This is a genomic window from Limnohabitans radicicola, assembly GCF_014837235.1.
GTDB lineage: Bacteria > Pseudomonadota > Gammaproteobacteria > Burkholderiales > Burkholderiaceae_C > Limnohabitans_A > Limnohabitans_A radicicola.
In genome coordinates, this window is sequence record NZ_JACYFT010000002.1 from 622,512 (window position 1) to 639,116 (window position 16,605).

The 16,605-nt window shown below is 60.4% G+C and carries 14 protein-coding genes; 8 read left to right on the top strand and 6 right to left on the bottom strand.

Going from position 1 to position 16,605, the window contains the following annotated elements:
* The first annotated feature begins 1 nt into the window (after position 1).
* Positions 2-3,421 (top strand): DEAD/DEAH box helicase, encoded by a 3,420-nt coding sequence (locus IC609_RS10730; protein WP_191819484.1) that lies wholly within the window; start codon positions 2-4, stop codon positions 3,419-3,421.
* A 10-nt stretch (positions 3,422-3,431) separates the two neighbouring features.
* The gene (locus IC609_RS10735) at positions 3,432-3,821 is read left to right on the top strand and encodes a cystatin domain-containing protein (protein WP_191819485.1); all 390 of its coding nucleotides are present in this window, start codon (positions 3,432-3,434) and stop codon (positions 3,819-3,821) included.
* Here IC609_RS10735 and IC609_RS10740 read toward each other — a convergent pair whose 3' ends face one another.
* From IC609_RS10740 to IC609_RS10765, 6 genes are all read right to left on the bottom strand, one after another.
* On the bottom strand, positions 3,822-5,792 hold the full coding sequence (locus tag IC609_RS10740; RefSeq protein ID WP_191819486.1) for a peptidase U32 family protein: 1,971 nt from the start codon (positions 5,790-5,792) through the stop codon (positions 3,822-3,824).
* A 70-nt stretch (positions 5,793-5,862) separates the two neighbouring features.
* Positions 5,863-6,636, bottom strand: coding sequence for a peptidylprolyl isomerase (locus IC609_RS10745; protein WP_191819487.1), 774 nt, complete (start codon positions 6,634-6,636; stop codon positions 5,863-5,865).
* Positions 6,637-6,701: 65 nt separating this feature from the next.
* Positions 6,702-6,959, bottom strand: coding sequence for a BolA family protein (locus IC609_RS10750; RefSeq protein ID WP_191819488.1), 258 nt, complete (start codon positions 6,957-6,959; stop codon positions 6,702-6,704).
* Positions 6,956-7,495 (bottom strand): septation protein A, encoded by a 540-nt coding sequence (locus IC609_RS10755; protein ID WP_191819489.1) that lies wholly within the window; start codon positions 7,493-7,495, stop codon positions 6,956-6,958. The genes IC609_RS10750 and IC609_RS10755 overlap by 4 nt, the downstream gene beginning before the upstream one ends.
* A gap of 22 nt (positions 7,496-7,517) precedes the next feature.
* Positions 7,518-7,928: a peptide-methionine (R)-S-oxide reductase MsrB gene (msrB, locus tag IC609_RS10760; protein ID WP_191819867.1), complete on the bottom strand. Its 411-nt coding sequence runs from the start codon at positions 7,926-7,928 to the stop codon at positions 7,518-7,520.
* Positions 7,922-9,439 (bottom strand): protein adenylyltransferase SelO, encoded by a 1,518-nt coding sequence (locus tag IC609_RS10765; protein WP_191819490.1) that lies wholly within the window; start codon positions 9,437-9,439, stop codon positions 7,922-7,924. Before IC609_RS10765 ends, msrB begins: the two co-directional genes overlap by 7 nt.
* Positions 9,440-9,576: 137 nt before the next feature.
* On the opposite strand from IC609_RS10765, the gene IC609_RS10770 reads away from it, so the two are divergent.
* The 6 genes from IC609_RS10770 (at position 9,577) to IC609_RS10795 (ending at position 16,530) form a co-directional block, all read left to right on the top strand.
* Positions 9,577-11,205, top strand: a complete 1,629-nt coding sequence (locus IC609_RS10770) for a 3-(methylthio)propionyl-CoA ligase (RefSeq protein ID WP_191819491.1) — start codon at positions 9,577-9,579, stop codon at positions 11,203-11,205.
* Positions 11,206-11,342: 137 nt separating this feature from the next.
* Positions 11,343-12,578, top strand: coding sequence for a branched-chain amino acid ABC transporter substrate-binding protein (locus IC609_RS10775; protein WP_191819492.1), 1,236 nt, complete (start codon positions 11,343-11,345; stop codon positions 12,576-12,578).
* 154 nt (positions 12,579-12,732) lie between these two features.
* Positions 12,733-13,767 carry a branched-chain amino acid ABC transporter permease gene (locus IC609_RS10780; RefSeq protein WP_191819493.1) on the top strand — a complete coding sequence of 345 codons (1,035 nt, stop codon included), beginning with the start codon at positions 12,733-12,735 and terminating at the stop codon, positions 13,765-13,767.
* 3 nt (positions 13,768-13,770) lie between these two features.
* Positions 13,771-15,063, top strand: coding sequence for a branched-chain amino acid ABC transporter permease (locus tag IC609_RS10785; RefSeq protein WP_191819494.1), 1,293 nt, complete (start codon positions 13,771-13,773; stop codon positions 15,061-15,063).
* The gene (locus tag IC609_RS10790; protein ID WP_191819495.1) at positions 15,060-15,833 is read left to right on the top strand and encodes an ABC transporter ATP-binding protein; all 774 of its coding nucleotides are present in this window, start codon (positions 15,060-15,062) and stop codon (positions 15,831-15,833) included. The genes IC609_RS10785 and IC609_RS10790 overlap by 4 nt, the downstream gene beginning before the upstream one ends.
* A 1-nt stretch (position 15,834) precedes the next feature.
* The gene (locus IC609_RS10795; RefSeq protein WP_191819496.1) at positions 15,835-16,530 is read left to right on the top strand and encodes an ABC transporter ATP-binding protein; all 696 of its coding nucleotides are present in this window, start codon (positions 15,835-15,837) and stop codon (positions 16,528-16,530) included.
* Positions 16,531-16,605: the final 75 nt, after the last annotated feature.

The window sequence follows — 16,605 nt, forward strand, 5'->3', positions numbered from 1 at the left end:
CATGAAGTCTGTGCTTGGCGAGCAGTGGTTTCCGCCATCTCAGCTGGCTTTTTACTTTGACTCCAACGCGTGGGCCAAAGGCACCGCGCTGTATCTGGGCAACGAGATCCTGTCTGCCCGCATGGCACCTGAGGCCGAGGGCTGGCTGATCCAGGCCCAGGTGCAAGGTTCGGTCAGCGAGCCTTACCGGGTCACGGCCCATCTGCGTGTCTCGGATGCTGGCAACTTGCAAGCCTGGCGCTCGACTTGTTCTTGCCCGGTAGGTCGGATGTGCAAGCACGGCGCGGCTGTGGGCATCCATGCCGCCATGCAGGGCCAGTCCATGACCGACGATGCCGATGATGAACGGAGCCCTGAAGCCCTGGCGCGGCAGGACCAGCGGCGTCAGGAGCGGGCCAGGCAACAGGCCGAACACCAGGTTCGCGATTGGTTGCTGCGGCTGGAGACAGCCAATGCACCCCAAGGCTTCAGTTTGCCAGGTGCCAGCAACGAGCACTTTTTGTATTGCCTGAGCTTGGCATCGGTGGGTGCCCGGCCCGAGTTCCACCTCACGGTGAAACGCGCCTTGCTCAAGCCCGGCAGTGCTTGGGGCAAACCCAAGAAAGTCACCAGCCAGCCCCATGCCAGCGATGCGATCTGGCGCACCTGTGCGCCAGGTGAGCAGGGCGTTTTTGATTTGATGAAGGCCTGTCCGCCCACCAACAGCTTTGGGTCCTATGGCTTTCAAAGCGCGGTCAAACTGCAAGGCATGGTGGCCAGCCTGTTGCTTCGCCAGTGCGCCTCCACCGGACGTCTGATGTGGGAGAGCGACAAAAGCTTGCAGGCTTTGGCCTGGAGCGACGAGGCCTTGGCCTTCAAGGCCCATTGGCTGTCGGTGCCCGAGCAAGAACACCAAAGCGCTGGCTGGAAGCTGAGCATGCAGCCCGCCCAGGCAGGCGCGTTGTATGGGCTGAACGATCCGCCTTTGTATGTGAACCCCGAGATGGGCACCTGTGGTCTGCTGGACACCCAGGGCATGAGCGCAGAGCAGCTCATGCTGCTCATCCAGGCCCCTGTGGTGCCAGAGCCGGTGGCGGTCAAGTTCCAGCAAAAATTTGTGGATGCCCTGGGCCGTTTGCCTTTGCCGCCAGTGATTGAAACGGTGCCTGAAATCCGGGGGGTCACGCCCATCGCAGTGCTGCAACTTTTTGCCGTGGCGCCGCACTTGCGCGCTGAGCAAGGCCTGTTTCAGGCCGAGTTGAAATTCGCTTACGGGGACTGTCTCGGCTTTTGGCCGCACCAGCAGCCACGCGTGGTGATGGGGCATGGCCCACAAGCGCGCATGCTGGTGCGTGATCTGGATGCCGAGCGCGGGGTGTGGGAGCAGCTGGACGACCTGGGTTTTCAGCTGCGTGGCGACAACGTGCTGGGCATGCCGGGCCCTGCAGGCCAAGCCTTGTGGCTGTACTGGCTGGAGACCGATTTTGAACCGCTGCGAAATGCGGGCATCGAGGTGCGCCGTCACGAAGCCCTGGATCACTGGTTGCGCCTGGCGGGCGACGTGCAGGTGCGTCTGAGCGGCGACGGTGACGATGGCGCCGAAGACACTTCGCCCTGGTTTGACCTGTCGCTGGGCATGAACATCGACGGTCAGCGCGTGAACATCCTGCCCTGGGTGCCTGAGATCTTGCAGGCCGTGGCACGCGCTGGTGCATCCTCCAGCGATGGGGGTGATGTCGATGCAGACCGCATGCCCGAGCACCTTTACCTGCCCGATCTGCAAGGCCCCGGCTATGTGAAGCTGCCCACCGCGCAAATTCGGCCTTGGCTGGCGATGCTGATGGAGTTGCACGGCGAACGTGGACACCGCTGGGATGGTGATGCGCTGCGCCTGTCGCGCCTGGACGCGCTGCGCGCAGCGGTCTCGCTGGGCGAGGGCGCGGTCTGGCAGGGCGCGCAACGCTTGCAGGACCTGGTGCAACACATGCGCAGCACAGCCTCCTTGGCCGAGGTGCCGCCGCCCGACGGCTTGCAGGCCACGCTGCGGCCTTACCAGCAGCAAGGTTTGAACTGGCTGCAGTTCTTGCGCCAGCACCGGTTGGCGGGCATCCTTGCCGACGACATGGGCCTGGGCAAAACACTGCAGACGCTGGCCCACGTCCTGACCGAGAAGCAGGCCGGACGCCTGACACAGCCGGCCTTGATCGTGGCGCCTGTCAGCTTGCTGGGCAACTGGCAGCGCGAAGCGGCCCGCTTTTGCCCGGGCCTCACCACCCACATCCACCATGGTTTGTCGCGCCACGAAACGGCGCAGGCGCTGTGCCAGTTTGACGTGGTCATCACCGCCTATTCGCTGTTGGCGCGCGACCGGGACATGTGGCTCGATGTGCCCTGGCACTTGCTGGTGCTTGACGAAGCACAGAACATCAAGAACGCCAACACCCATGCCGCGCAGGTGGTGGGCGAAATCACCGCGCAGCACCGGCTGTGTCTGTCCGGAACACCCATCGAAAACCACCTGGGCGAACTCTGGAGCCAGTTCCACTTTTTGATGCCGGGTTTCCTGGGCAGCCAGCGGCGCTTCACCGAGTTGTTCCGCAACCCGATCGAACGTCAGGGCCGCGCAGCAAAGATGGAGCAACTGCGTGCCCGGGTGACCCCGTTCATGCTGCGCCGGACCAAAGACCTGGTGGCCAACGAGCTGCCGCCCAAAATCGAAACCCTGATGCCCGTGCCGCTGGAAGGCCAGCAAGCCGACCTGTACGAAACCATCCGATTGGGCATGGAAAAAACCGTGCGCGATGCGCTCAGCACCCAGGGGCTGGGCAAGTCGCAGATCACCATCCTCGATGCCTTGCTCAAGCTGCGCCAGGTGTGCTGCGATCCGCGTTTGCTCAAACTCAGCGCTGCCGCTCAGGTCAAGGAATCGGCCAAGCTCTCCCAACTGCTTGATATGCTTCCTGAGATGGTCGCCGAGGGGCGCAAGATTTTGCTGTTCTCGCAGTTCACGCAAATGCTGGGACTGATCGAAAAAGCCTTGCCCGCTTTGGGCATCCCGTGGGTCAAGCTCACCGGGCAAAGCAAAAACCGCGACGCCATCATCGACCAATTCACCAGCGGGCAAGTGCCGCTGTTCCTGATCAGCCTCAAAGCCGGTGGCGTAGGCCTGAATTTGCCTCAGGCCGATACTGTGATCCATTACGACCCGTGGTGGAACCCGGCGGTGGAAAACCAGGCTACCGACCGCGCCCACCGCATTGGCCAGACCAAGAACGTATGGGTGGTCAAGCTGGTGGCGCAGGGCACCATCGAAGAACGCATGCTGGCCCTGCAAGAGCGCAAAGCCCAGTTGGCGCAAGACATGTATTCAGGGGCTGTGCAGCGCAAAGAGCCGCTGTTTGGCGAGTCCGACTTGAACGAATTGCTCAAGCCCCTGGGTTGAGCCTCGGGTGATGACGCGACTTTTGACGCTTTTGACCTGTCTGGCGATGCCCCTGTTCACGGCATGCAGTCCGGAGCCGACCACCCCTTTGCCAGCATCTGAATCCGCCAGCACTGCTGCCAAACCGAGTGACAGGCCCGGTGCTTGGTCGCACGCCGATCCTTATGACCCCGATGTGCAAGAAGCCGCCCGCTTTGCGGTCCAAACTTTCGCTGTGCAAGGCAAGCGACGTGTACTTTTCAAAGAAGTGAACCAGGCCCGACAGCAAGTGGTTGCCGGACTGAACTTGCAGATGCACATTCAGGTCAGCGTGGATGCCATGGCGCGCAGCGCCAGCGTGACAGTATGGCGGCACCCCGATGGCCGCTACAGCCTGACCGAATGGGTCTGGCTGGATTGATCAGTGCATGCCCACCACAGGTCGCGTCTTGTAGAACTGCACCGGGCTCTCGGGCACGGCGTTCAGCACCGATTTCTTGATCTTGCCCACCACATGCATCTCGCATGGCTTGCAGTCGAAACGCAGGGTGAGTTTTTCCTTGCCGTTGATCAGTTGCAGCGGCTCGGCTTTCACCGTGCCTTGCACGCCCGTGACGCCTTTGGCCTGTTTGGGGCACAAGCTGAGTGAGAAGCGCACGCAGTGCTTGGTGATCATGAGGCTCACTTCGCCCAACTCTTCCTGCGCTTCGTAGGCGGCGGCGATCAGCTTCACGCCATGCTTGGCGTAGAAGTCGCGGGCCTTCTGGTTGAACACATTGGCCAAGTAGGTGAGCGTGTCTTCAGGGTAGGGCACAGGTGGCGCCACAGGCACTGCACGCGGCAGTCGGTGCAGTCCTTCTGCCCGGGCAACTTCAAGCGCCTGTATGGCGTCACGCCGCAAGGCGTTGAGCTGCGAAGGTGGGACAAACCAGGGGCGCGGCAGGGCGAGTTGCACATCGAGGGGCTCGAACAAGGTATCGCCCAGCTTGCCCAAAGCGCTTTTGAGTTTGTCCTCGGCCTGGCTCGGATCTTTAGGCGCTTGCCAGGCGATGGCCAGAGAAGCTGTTCCAGAGTGTCCGGCTTCGTCGGTCAGTGTCAGTTGCAGGCCATCAGGGCTTTCAGCCAGTTGCATCCACACACCCATGCGGCGCTCGGCGGACTTTTTGTCCAGTGTGCGCACCCAGCTCATGTCGCGGTTGCGGTTGACCTGCACGCCCTTGCGCAGGTCTTTGAAGCCATCCATCGGGTCTTTGGGAAAGAGCTTCCATACGCCCTTGGTCTTTTGGGCTTCGACGCGGTTGATCTGCAGGCCCACCAGTTCTTTTTGCAGATCGTAGTAGCACAGGCCGTCGCCGTTGTGCAGCTCGGCGCCGGTGTCGTCGGTGGTGATCTCCAGGTGGTCTGCGGCGACCTTGTTGACCCAGCCGATGGGCTGGCCCGGGTTTTTGGGGGTGTCGAACGCACCGATGTCTTCCTTGCGGCCTTGCACAAAGTAGTCGGTGAACTCGCGGTTGAAGTTCTGGTTCGGGTCCGGCTCGAAGCTGAAGGTGGTGCGGCCATGAGAGGCGGCTGCCAGCTCGGGGCGTTCAGCCAGCACTTCGTCAAACAGCTTGCGGTAATGGGCCGTGATGTTTTTCACATAGGCCATGTCCTTGTAGCGGCCTTCGATCTTGAAACTGCGGATGCCCGCATCCACCAATGCGCGCAGGTTCTCGCTCTGGTTGTTGTCCTTCATGCTTAGCACATGCTTGTCGTGCGCGATGATGCGGCCCTGGGCGTCCTTGACCTCGTAGGGCAGGCGACAGGCCTGCGAGCAGTCGCCACGGTTGGCGCTGCGCCCGGTGTGGGCATGGCTGATGAAGCACTGGCCGCTGTAGGCCACGCACAAAGCGCCGTGCACAAAGAATTCAATCACCGTGCGCTCGGTGTCGATCACATCACGGATGGCGCTGATCTGTGGCAGCGTCAACTCGCGGGCCAGCACGATTTGGCTCAACCCCGCGTCCTGCAAAAACCTGGCTTTCTCGGGGGTGCGGATGTCGGTCTGCGTGCTGGCGTGCAACTGGATGGGCGGCAGGTCGATTTCGAGCAAGCCCATGTCTTGGACGATCAGCGCATCCACTCCAGCGTCGTACAGCTGCCAAGCGAGCTTGCGAGCGCCTTCCAGTTCATCGTCGCGCAAGATGGTGTTGAGCGTGACAAAGATGCGGCTGTGGAATCGGTGCGCGTGCTGCACCAGACGGGCAATGTCCTGCACCGAGTTGTCGGCCGTGGAGCGGGCCCCGAACGACGGGCCGCCAATGTAGACCGCGTCCGCACCGTGGTTCACGGCTTCGATGCCGATCTCCAGATTTCGGGCAGGAGCGAGGAGTTCAAGTTGGTGAGGCTGCATGGGGCTGGATTATCCCAAACAATAAAAAACGCGGCCGAAGCCGCGTTGAAATCTGGGCGTCTGCCGCAGATCACTGGATCTTGGCTTTAGCGCGCAGGTCTTCCTGGTACTTGCCCAGTTTTTGTTGCTGCAATTGCTGTGCAATCTGAGGTTTGACTTCTTCCAGCTTGGGCAGTTGCGCTTGACGCACATCGTCCACACGGATGATGTGGAAACCGAACTGGCTCTTGACCGGAGCATCGGTCATCTGGCCTTTTTCGAGTTGGGTCATGGCAGCCGAAAACTCGGGCACGTAGCTGCCCGCAGCGGCCCAGTCGAGATCGCCACCATTGGCGCCGGAGCCTGGGTCCTTGGAGTTCTTCTTGGCCAGCTCTTCGAACTTGGCACCTTTCTTGATCTCGGCGATCAGGCTCTTGGCCTGGTCTTCGGTTTCCACCAGGATGTGGCGTGCGTGGTATTCCTTGCCACCGTTGGCTGCAACAAACTTGTCGTATTCGGCCTGGATGTCGGCGTCAGTGACTGGATTTTTCTTCTGGAAATCAGCGAACAATTCGCGGATCAGGATGGTCTGGCGTGCCAACTCCAGCTGGTTCTTGTAGTCATCGCTGGCGTCCAGGCCACGCTTGCGTGCTTCCTGCATGAACACTTCGCGGGCGACGATTTCGTCCTTGATTTGGCCCAGCATGTCGTCTGTCACAGGGCGGCCTGAGCGTTCGATCTGCTGTTTGAGTGCCGTCAGGCGGGATGTGGGCACAGGTTTGCCGTTGACCACGGCGATGTTCTGGGCAAAGGCCGGGGCGGCCAACAGAGCCACCAGAGCGGCGCTGAGCATCTGCTTTTTCATTGTCTCTATCCTCAAATCCGGAAAACACTACAAAAAAGGCACCCGTGAAGAGCAGGGCGCCAGGTTCAGATCACTTCTATGGCCAGGGCGTGCAGCCCTTGATCGATGAAATCTTGCAGCGCATCATACACAAGCCGATGGCGTTGAACCCGGCTGATACCTGTAAATAAGGGTGAAGCCACGCGCACACGGATGTGGCTGCCTTCGCCCGTGGCGCTGGCGCCAGCGTGGCCCGCGTGCGCAGCGCTTTCGTCCAGCACTTCCAACGCTGTCGGGTTCAACCGCTCGGTAAGGCGGGCATGGATGTCTTGTGCGACGCTCATGCGGATTCATCGGTTTTGGGCAGGTGGCGTGCCACATACAACCCCTGGCCCACGATGAAGACCACGGGAAACACATAGCCCCAGATCTTGAAATCCACCCAGGCCTCGGTGCTGAAATACGTGGCCACGTAGGCGTTGATGCTGGCCATGAACAGCGAATACAGCACCCAGATCAGGTTCAGACGACGCCAGACCGCTTGCGGCAGTTGCAATTGCTGACCCAGCATGGTCTGCAGGAAGTTCTTGTTGAAAAAACGCTCGGACACCGCCAAAGCCAGTGCCATGCCCGTGTACAGCACGGTGGGTTTCCATTTGATGAAGCGTTCATCGTGCAGGCCCAGCGTCAAGGCGCCAAAACCCAGTACCAGGCCCAAAGTCACCTTGTGCATGGTCTGCAACTTGCCGTCCAGCCGGTAGATCAGGAACATCTGGAGCACCGTGGCCGCCATCAGCACGCCCGTGGCGCTGTAGATGTCACCCATCTTGTAAGCACCAAAAAACAGCAGGATCGGGAAAAAGTCGAGGAATGATTTCATGAAAGCAAGGGCCGCAGAGAGATCAAAGTGGCTCGAAGTCTAACGAAGCCGAGTTCATGCAGTAGCGCAGGCCCGTGGGGGCGGGGCCGTCCTCGAACACATGGCCCAGATGGGCGCCACATTGGGTGCAGACCGTCTCAACGCGCACCATGCCGTGGCTGCGGTCCACATGCTCGGTGATGGCATCGGGCTGTGAGGGCTGCGAAAAGCTGGGCCAGCCGCAACCGGCGTCGAATTTGCTGTCGGACTTGAACAGCTCGGCATCGCAGCAGATGCAGCGGTAAATGCCCGCTGCCCAGTTGGACTCGTGTTTGCCAGTGAAAGGCCGCTCGGTGGCGGCTTGGCGCGTCACGGCATAGGCCGCAGGTTCGGCACCTTTGGCCTCCAGCAGCTCTCGCCACGCTTGTTCGGTTTTTTGGATGGGGCTCATGATGAACAGCTGATCTCCAGTTGGCCCGCCCAGTCGGGGGGCAATTGCGCGTAGGACTCGAAGCCCGGGTGCTCGTCGAAAGGTGAATGTAACAAGTCCTGCAAGGTGGCGATTTCACTGTCATCACCCTGGGTGGCCTGGCGGATGGCGATTTCGGCCAGATGGTTGCGCAGCACGAACTTGGGATTGGTGCGCAACATCTGCTCGCCCAGCGCCTTGGGCAAAGCACTGCCTGCGCGCGTCTGGTAGCGGGCGAGCCAGGCCAACAGCCGAGGGCGATCCAGCAGCAAGTCGCTCACGCCTTGCCAGTGCACTTGGGCAAACTGCCATGCGCCATCGTCCTGGGCCATGGCGTGGCTCAAGCGACGCCAGAACACGGTGTAATCCACCCGCTCTGACGCCAGCAATTGCAGCAAGTCCTCGACCAGTGACCAGTCTTGTTCGCGTTGCTCTTCTTTGGCGAGCTCGCCCGTCAGGCCCAGCTTGGCCCGCATGGCGTCCCCCAGCAGACGCGGGAAGAGTGTCTTGTAACCCTCGAGCACCTGCTCGGTCAGATCTTCATCGCCGATCAGCGGCATCAGGGCCTGAGCCAGGGCATACAGGTTCCAGTACGCGATGTTGGGCTGACGGGCATAGGCGTAACGCCCTTGCGTATCGGAGTGGTTGCAGATGTGACCGGGGTCAAAGCCGTCCATGAACTGGAACGGGCCATAGTCGATGGTCAGGCCCAAAAGACTCATGTTGTCGGTGTTCATCACACCGTGACAAAAGCCCACCGCTTGCCACTGGGCCATCAGGCTGGCTGTGCGCTCTTGCACCACATCCAGCAGCGCAGCATAGGTGTTGCCACCCCAGCGCGCTGCGCGCGCCTGGCATTCGGGCAGGTGATGGGCAATGACGTGGTCTGCCAGCGTTTGCAGGCTTTGCAGATCCTGGCGGGCCGCAAAGTGTTCGACATGGCCAAAGCGCAGGAAGCTGGGTGCCACTCGGGTCACGATGGCGGCGGTCTCCCAAGCCTCGCGCCGCACAGGCTCCGGCGACGCCACCAGGCACAGTGCCCGGCTGGTCGGGATGCCCAAGCCATGCATGGCTTCACTGCACAGGTATTCGCGGATGCTTGAGCGCAGCACAGCGCGGCCATCGCCCCGGCGTGAGTAGGGCGTGGGACCGGCGCCCTTGAGCTGGATTTCCTGCGGACCTTGCAAGGACTGCGCCTCGCCCAGCCACAAAGCCCGACCGTCACCCAGCTGACCAGCCCACACACCAAACTGGTGGCCACTGTAGACAGTGGCCAGCGGGTCTGAACCAGGCAGCAGGGCATTGCCAGCGAAGGCAGCCAGGTGAGTGTCTGACAGCAGATCCATGGGCCAGCCCAGCGAGTGCAGCAGCGCCGTGTTGCGCATGGCCCAGCGGGGTGCCGCCACCGGCGTCGGGTGCAGACGCGTGAAAAAAGACGGCCCCAGTTGGTTCAGGCGGTGCGTCCAGTTCAGTGGCGTATTCGAGGTCAGTGACATTCGTGCATTGTCCCGCGCTTGACAATGGCTTGGTTTTATTCGGGTTTCTATGGGGGATATCGGGGGGGCTGGCCCACAATGCGCTGGCAAACTAGACGGCAGCAAAGACCGTTTCAGATACACACAAGGAGTACACCATGTTAGGACTGATGCAGCAGCAATCCCTGCTGATTTCTTCGGTGATCGATTTCGCTGAGCGCCACCACGGCGATGGCGAGGTGGTTTCCCGCCGTGTCGAGGGCGATATCCACCGCTATACCTGGGCCGATGTGGCCCGACGCGCCCGACAGGTGGCCAACGCCGTGGAAGGCCAGAAGCTGGCGCACGGCGACCGCGTGGCCACGCTGGCCTGGAACGGTTACCGGCATCTGGAGCTGTACTTTGGCGTCAGCGGCTCAGGTCGCGTGCTGCACACCATCAATCCGCGCCTGCACCCGGACCAGGTGGCCTGGATCGCCAACCATGCCGAAGACCAGGTCCTTTGCTTTGACATGACCTTCCTGCCCATCGTGCAGGCGGTGCACGGCAAGTGCACCACCGTCAAGCAGTGGGTCGCCCTGTGCGACGCCGACAAGCTGCCGGCCGACACCGGCATCCCCGGGCTGGTGAGCTACGAAAGCTGGATGGGCACGCAATCCACCAGCTACACCTGGCCTCAGATCGACGAGAACTCGGCATGCAGCCTGTGCTACACCAGCGGCACCACCGGCAACCCCAAGGGCGCGCTGTACAGCCACCGCTCCACCATCTTGCATGCCTACGGCGCGGCCTTGCCCGACGTCATGTGCATGTCGGCCCGCGATTCGATCCTGCCTGTGGTGCCCATGTTCCACGTCAACGCCTGGGGCATCCCTTACAGTGCCGCTATGGTGGGAGCCAAGCTGGTGTTCCCCGGACCGGCGCTCGACGGCAAATCGGTTTATGAGCTGATGGAAGCCGAAGGCGTGACTTTTGCCGCCGGCGTGCCCACGGTCTGGCAAATGCTGCTGGGCCACATGAAACCCACAGGCCTGAAGTTCAGCAAACTCAACCGCACCGTCATTGGCGGCTCGGCCTGTCCACCCGCCATGATCACCGCCTTCCGCGAGGAATACGGGGTGGACGTGCTGCACGCCTGGGGCATGACCGAGTTGAGCCCACTGGGCACGCTGTGCACCTTGAAAAACAAGCACCTGAGCCTGCCAGAAGAAGCGCAGATGCAACTGCGCATGAAGCAGGGCCGCTGCATTTTTGGCATCGACATGAAGATCGTCGATGCCCAGGGCAAGGCATTGCCCCACGATGGCAAAGCCGCTGGCGATTTGCTGGTCAAGGGGCCCTGGGTCATTGCCAGCTACTTCAAGCAAGAGGGCGGGAACCCCCTTGTGGACGGTTGGTTCCCGACAGGTGATGTGGCGACCATCGACCCCGATGGCTTCATGCAGATCACCGATCGCAGCAAGGACGTGATCAAGTCGGGCGGCGAATGGATCAGCTCGATCGATGTGGAGAACGTGGCGATGGCGCACCCTGCCGTGGCCATGGCTGCGTGTGTGGGCATCTTCCACCCCAAGTGGGACGAGCGCCCCATCGTGTGTGTGGTCAAAAAGCCGGGTGCAGAAGTCACGCGTGAAGAACTCCTGGCGTTCTACGAAGGCAAAACCGCCAAATGGCAGATCCCTGACGATGTGGTGTTTGTCGACGCCATCCCGCTGGGGGCCACTGGCAAGATGCTCAAGACCAAATTGCGCGAGCAATTGGCGGCTTACAAGCTGCCAAATTTGTGACGATTTGTGAATGGCCTGGTGCGATTTGACTCGCATCAGTCGCGCGGGTGATACCCCGTAGGGGCAAACCCCGAGCGGGTTCCAGCGCAAACAAGGTACGCTGAACGCGTTGAGAAACACTTAGCAGGAGACTTTGAATGAAAACCGCATTTCGCATGATCGCCGTGGCCGCTTTGGCCGCATGCGCCACTGGCGCCTTTGCCCAAAAAGGCGAGACCGTCAAAATCGCTCACATTGACCCGCTGTCGGGACTGATGGCTCCCGTGGGGACCAATCAACTCAAAAGCTTCCAGTTTTTTGCTGAAAAATTCAGTGGTGCAAAAAACCCCGCTGGTGTCAAATTTGAAATCGTTTCTTTTGACAACAAGCTCAGCCCAGCAGAAAGCCTCAACGCACTCAAAGCTGCCATGGACCAAGGTGTGCGTTACATCGCACAAGGCAACGGTTCATCCGTCGCTGGCGCACTCATTGAAGCCATCAACAAACACAACGAGCGCAATCCCGGCAAGGAAATCATCTTCCTGAACTACGCGGCTGTGGATCCTGATTTCACCAACAGCAAGTGCAGCTACTGGCACTTCCGCTTCGACGCCGACACATCGATGAAGATCGAAGCCATGACCACCTTCATGAAGGACGACAAAGACATCAAGAAGGTCTATCTGTTCAACCAGAACTACTCGCATGGCCAACAAGTGGCCAAATACGCCAAGGAAAATCTGGCCCGCAAGCGTCCTGATGTCCAGATCGTCGGCGAAGACCTGCACCCTCTGGCCCAAGTGCGTGACTTCTCGCCTTACATCGCCAAGATCAAGGCTTCGGGTGCCGATACGGTCATCACCGGCAACTGGGGCTCTGACTTGGCCCTGCTGGTGAAGGCGGCCAACGAAGCCGGCTACACCGGCAAGTTCTACACCTACTACACCGGCGTGACGGGCACCCCCACAGCCTTGGGGCAAGGTGGTGCGGGGCGCGTCTACCAGATCGCCTACAACCACTACAACATGGGTGGTGACATGGCCAAATGGATGGCCGAGTTCAAAACCAAGTTCAATGACGATTTCTACACGGGCTCCGTTGTCACCATTTTCAATGGCTTGAGCGAGGCGATGGCCAAAGCCAAATCGACCGACCCGGTCAAGGTCGCTGCGGCGCTGGAAGGTCTGAGCTACAAGAATTACAACGGCGAGGTGGAAATGCGCAAGACCGACCACCAGTTGCAACAGCCCCTGTACATGACCGTCTGGCAAAAAGCCGACAAGAAGTACCCCTACAGCCCGGAAAACACCGGCATGACCCTGGCACCTGTGAAGGAGTTCCCTTCTTATGTGTCCAGCACGCCAACCAGCTGCCAGATGAAGCGCCCAGGCTGAGCCCGTCTGATCGTTAGGCTTGTGGGCCCGATGACCCTGCACGTTGTCGGGCCCTTTTCTTTGCCGGTTGATCCCTGCAATTGAGGGGTTGATGGACTCAACCTGCTTTCGGTAACGAAGTTAGGCCGTTGTCTGGCCTGGAAAGTTTGTCTTTATGGAGTTTTTTATCATCTCCATGCTCAATGGCCTCAGTTACGGGCTGTTGCTCTTCATGCTCAGCTCGGGTCTGACGCTGATCTTCAGCATGATGGGTGTGCTCAACTTTGCGCACGCCAGCTTCTACATGATCGGTGCCTACTTCGGCTTCACCTTGAACCAGGTGATCGGCTTCTGGCCCGCGCTGGTCATCTCCCCCTTGCTGGTGGGGGCCTGCGGTGCCTTGTTTGAGCGCATCAGCTTGCGCAAGGTCCATCCTTATGGACATGTGCCTGAATTGCTGGTGACTTTTGGTTTGTCCTACGTGGTGTTGGAGCTGGTCCAGCTCATCTGGGGCCGCACGGCTGTCGAGTTTGTGCCCCCTGAACTGCTGCGTGGCTCGGCTTTCACCCTCATCAACCACTCGGTCGAAGGCATGCGCCTGGTCTGGGGTGCCGCGCCGGCCGAACTGTGCAGCGCAGCCGATGCCGCCATCCGCGTGGTGTGCACACCGTTCCCGGCCACACGCGCCTTCATGATGCTGATTGCCTTGCTGATGCTGCTGTCATTGTGGCTGCTGCTTACGCGCACCCGCATCGGTCTGGTCATCCAAGCTGCCCTCACGCACCCCGAAATGGTGGAGTCCCTGGGCCACAACGTGCCACGGGTTTTCATGCTGGTGTTTGGCGCTGGTACAGGTCTGGCCGGTCTGGCGGGGGTCATTGGTGGCAGCACCTTTGTGACCGAACCGGCCATGGCCGCCACCGTCGGCTCCGTCATTTTCGTGGTGGTGGTGGTCGGCGGCATGGGCTCGCTCTCGGGTGCCTTCCTCGCTTCGGTGCTGATTGGCGTCATCCAGACCTTTGCTGTCGCCATCGACTATTCGTTCCTGGCTTTGGCCAAAGACATGGGCTGGGCCCTGTCTGCCGCCACGCAAGAGAACACTTTCGCCAAACTCACCGTGTCACAGGTCGCGCCCATCCTGCCGTACCTGTTCCTGGTGTTGATTCTGATCTTCCGGCCCAAGGGTCTTTTGGGTACACGGGAGGGTTGAGCCATGTCAGCTGTTTACAAATTCAAACCCTACAACGTCGGCCGATGGGTCATCTGGAGCCTGTTTGCCCTCGTGCTGGTCTGTGCACCGCTGGTGTTCACCAGCAACCTGTCGACCACCATGCTGGCGCAGATGGGCATCGCCATCATCGCCTGCCTGTCTTACAACATGCTGCTGGGGCAGGGCGGCATGCTCAGCTTCGGGCATGCGGTGTACACGGGTCTGGGCTCCTACATGGCCATGCACGCGCTCAACGCCGTGAGTGCAGGGCAACTGGGCATCCCGGTGAGTCTGCTGCCCTTGGTGGGCGGCGTGGCTGGCATGGGCTTTGCCGTGCTGCTCGGCTACGTGACCACACGCAAGTCGGGCACGCCGTTCGCCATGATCACCATGGGCGTGGCCGAGCTGGTGTTTGCCATGTCACTGATGTTCTCCGAGTTCTTCGGCGGTGAAGCCGGCGTGTCGGGCAACCGTGTGGCCGGGCAGCCCTTCATGGGCATCACTTTTGGCCCCCAAGTGCAGATCTACTACCTGATCGCCATCTACACCTTCGTGTGCGTGGCCCTGATGTACGCCTTCACCCAGACGCCTCTGGGCCGCATGCTCAATGCGGTGCGCGACAACCCCGAGCGTGTCGAGTTCATTGGCTACAACACACAACGCGTGCGTTATTTCGCCTTCATCATTGCGGGCTTTTTTGCCGGCATTGCCGGTGGTCTGGGCGCACTCAATTTCGAGATTGTCACCGCCGAAGTGGTCGGGGCAGGCCGGTCGGGCGCGTACCTGCTGTTCACCTTTTTAGGTGGGGCGACCTTTTTCTTCGGGCCCATCCTGGGGGCCATCCTGATGATCATTGCCTTTGTGCTGCTGTCGGAGCTGACCAAGGCCTGGCTGCTGTACCTCGGGCTGGTGTTCCTGTTCATGGTCATGTATGCCCCCGGCGGCATTGCCAGCCTGATCATGATGAACCTGCGCGTGGCCAAGTTCGGCAAGCTGCGCCAGATTTGGACCAGTTACCTGGGCTTGGGCGTCACGGCCATCGTGATGCTCGCTGGTGCTGGCGCCATGATCGAAATGGTCTACCACCTGCAGCTGAACTCTGCGCTGGGTGACAGCGTCAAGTTCATGGGCGTGATGCTCAATGCCAAGAGCCTGGACAGCTGGTTCGGTGCCGCTTTCGTCATGCTCACGGGCCTGGGCCTGTTCGAGCTGGCCCGCCGCCAGTATTCGCTCGAATGGGGCGAGATTCAGACCGAGATTGAAAAAGAAATCAAGCGCCGGGAGACCGCAGTATGAGTACCTACGCCCTTGAACTCAAAGACCTTCGCAAGAACTTTGGCAAGACCGAAATCATCCGCGGCGTGAACCTGGCCGTCCAGCCCGGTGAGCGCGTGGCCGTGATCGGCCCGAACGGTGCGGGCAAATCCACGCTGTTCAACCTGATCAGCGGCCGCTTTGGTCCGACCCGTGGCGAGATATTGCTCAATGGTCAACGCATTGACCACAAGAAGCCCTACGAGATCAACCGCATGGGGCTGTCGCGCAGCTTCCAGATCACCAACATCTTCCCCAAACTCAGCGTATTCGAGAACTTGCGCTGCGCCTTGCTCTGGAGCATGGGTTACAAGTACACCTTCCTGAAGTTCCTCTCAGGCCTCAAGGATGCAAACGAACGGGCCGAGCAACTCATGGAAATGATCCGCCTCGAAAAGAAGCGCGACACCCTGGCCATGAACCTGACCTACGCCGAGCAGCGTGCACTGGAAATCGGCATCACCATTGCAGGCGGCTCCGACGTCATCTTGCTCGATGAGCCCACCGCGGGCATGAGCAAAAGCGAGACCTCGCGTTTCATCCACCTCATCAAGGAGGTCACTGTGGGCAAGACGCTGCTCACGGTGGAGCACGACATGGGCGTGGTCTTCGGCCTGGCCGACAAGATCGCCGTCGTCGTTTATGGTGAAGTCATTGCCTTTGATACGCCAGAAGCGGTCAGGGCGAACGCCAAAGTACAAGAGGCCTACCTGGGCTCATCGGTCGCAGACAGTCAAGCGGGAGGGCACTGAGATGCTCAAAATAGAAAACCTCCACGCCTATTACGGCAAGAGCCATGTGTTGCATGGCGTGAACTTCGAAGTGGGGCAGGGTGAAATCGTCGCCTTGCTCGGGCGCAACGGCTCGGGCCGCTCCACCACGGCCAAGGCCATCATGGGACTGGTCGACTGCCAAGGCACCATCGACTGGAATGGTCAGACCATCCAGGGCAAAAAAGCCTACGAAGTGGCGCACTTGGGGCTGGGGTATGTGCCTGAGAACCGGGACATTTTCCCCAAGCTCACGGTGCATCAGAACCTGCAATTGGGTCAAAAAGGCGGTGCCAAAAATGCGCGCTGGACGTTTGACGACATGTACACCATGTTCCCCCGCCTCAAGGAACGAGAGCACACCGAAGCTGGTGTGCTCTCGGGTGGCGAGCAGCAGATGCTGACCCTGTGCCGCACCCTGATGGGTGACCCCGACCTCATCATCATCGACGAGCCGACCGAGGGCCTCGCACCCAAAATTGTGGAGTTGGTAGGCCAGTACCTCAAGGAACTCAAAAATCGGGGCATTTCGGTCCTGCTCATTGAGCAAAAGCTGACGATTGCCATGAACATCTCTGACCGTGCCCTGGTCATGGGCCACGGCAGCATCGTGTTCGAGGGCACACCCGCCGAGCTGCGCGAAAACACCTACATCCGCAAGGAGTGGCTGGAAGTCTGATTCCCCGTCACCTCAGGGACTTCCCTCACGTTATTGCCCTTGCGCCGCCCGCGGCTTGTGGTAAAAACGAACGGT

What these genes read in the sequence shown, in the direction of transcription:
- IC609_RS10775 (WP_191819492.1), top strand. Translation starts at nt 11,343, where the DNA reads ATGAAAACCGCATTTCGCATGATCGCCGTGGCCGCTTTGGCCGCATGC.
- IC609_RS10735 (WP_191819485.1), top strand. Translation starts at nt 3,432, where the DNA reads ATGACGCGACTTTTGACGCTTTTGACCTGTCTGGCGATGCCCCTGTTC.
- IC609_RS10780 (WP_191819493.1), top strand. Translation starts at nt 12,733, where the DNA reads ATGGAGTTTTTTATCATCTCCATGCTCAATGGCCTCAGTTACGGGCTG.
- IC609_RS10785 (WP_191819494.1), top strand. Translation starts at nt 13,771, where the DNA reads ATGTCAGCTGTTTACAAATTCAAACCCTACAACGTCGGCCGATGGGTC.
- IC609_RS10765 (WP_191819490.1), bottom strand. Translation starts at nt 9,439, where the DNA reads ATGTCACTGACCTCGAATACGCCACTGAACTGGACGCACCGCCTGAAC.
- IC609_RS10755 (WP_191819489.1), bottom strand. Translation starts at nt 7,495, where the DNA reads ATGAAATCATTCCTCGACTTTTTCCCGATCCTGCTGTTTTTTGGTGCT.
- IC609_RS10795 (WP_191819496.1), top strand. Translation starts at nt 15,835, where the DNA reads ATGCTCAAAATAGAAAACCTCCACGCCTATTACGGCAAGAGCCATGTG.
- IC609_RS10740 (WP_191819486.1), bottom strand. Translation starts at nt 5,792, where the DNA reads ATGCAGCCTCACCAACTTGAACTCCTCGCTCCTGCCCGAAATCTGGAG.
- IC609_RS10745 (WP_191819487.1), bottom strand. Translation starts at nt 6,636, where the DNA reads ATGAAAAAGCAGATGCTCAGCGCCGCTCTGGTGGCTCTGTTGGCCGCC.
- IC609_RS10770 (WP_191819491.1), top strand. Translation starts at nt 9,577, where the DNA reads ATGTTAGGACTGATGCAGCAGCAATCCCTGCTGATTTCTTCGGTGATC.
- IC609_RS10790 (WP_191819495.1), top strand. Translation starts at nt 15,060, where the DNA reads ATGAGTACCTACGCCCTTGAACTCAAAGACCTTCGCAAGAACTTTGGC.
- IC609_RS10750 (WP_191819488.1), bottom strand. Translation starts at nt 6,959, where the DNA reads ATGAGCGTCGCACAAGACATCCATGCCCGCCTTACCGAGCGGTTGAAC.
- IC609_RS10730 (WP_191819484.1), top strand. Translation starts at nt 2, where the DNA reads ATGAAGTCTGTGCTTGGCGAGCAGTGGTTTCCGCCATCTCAGCTGGCT.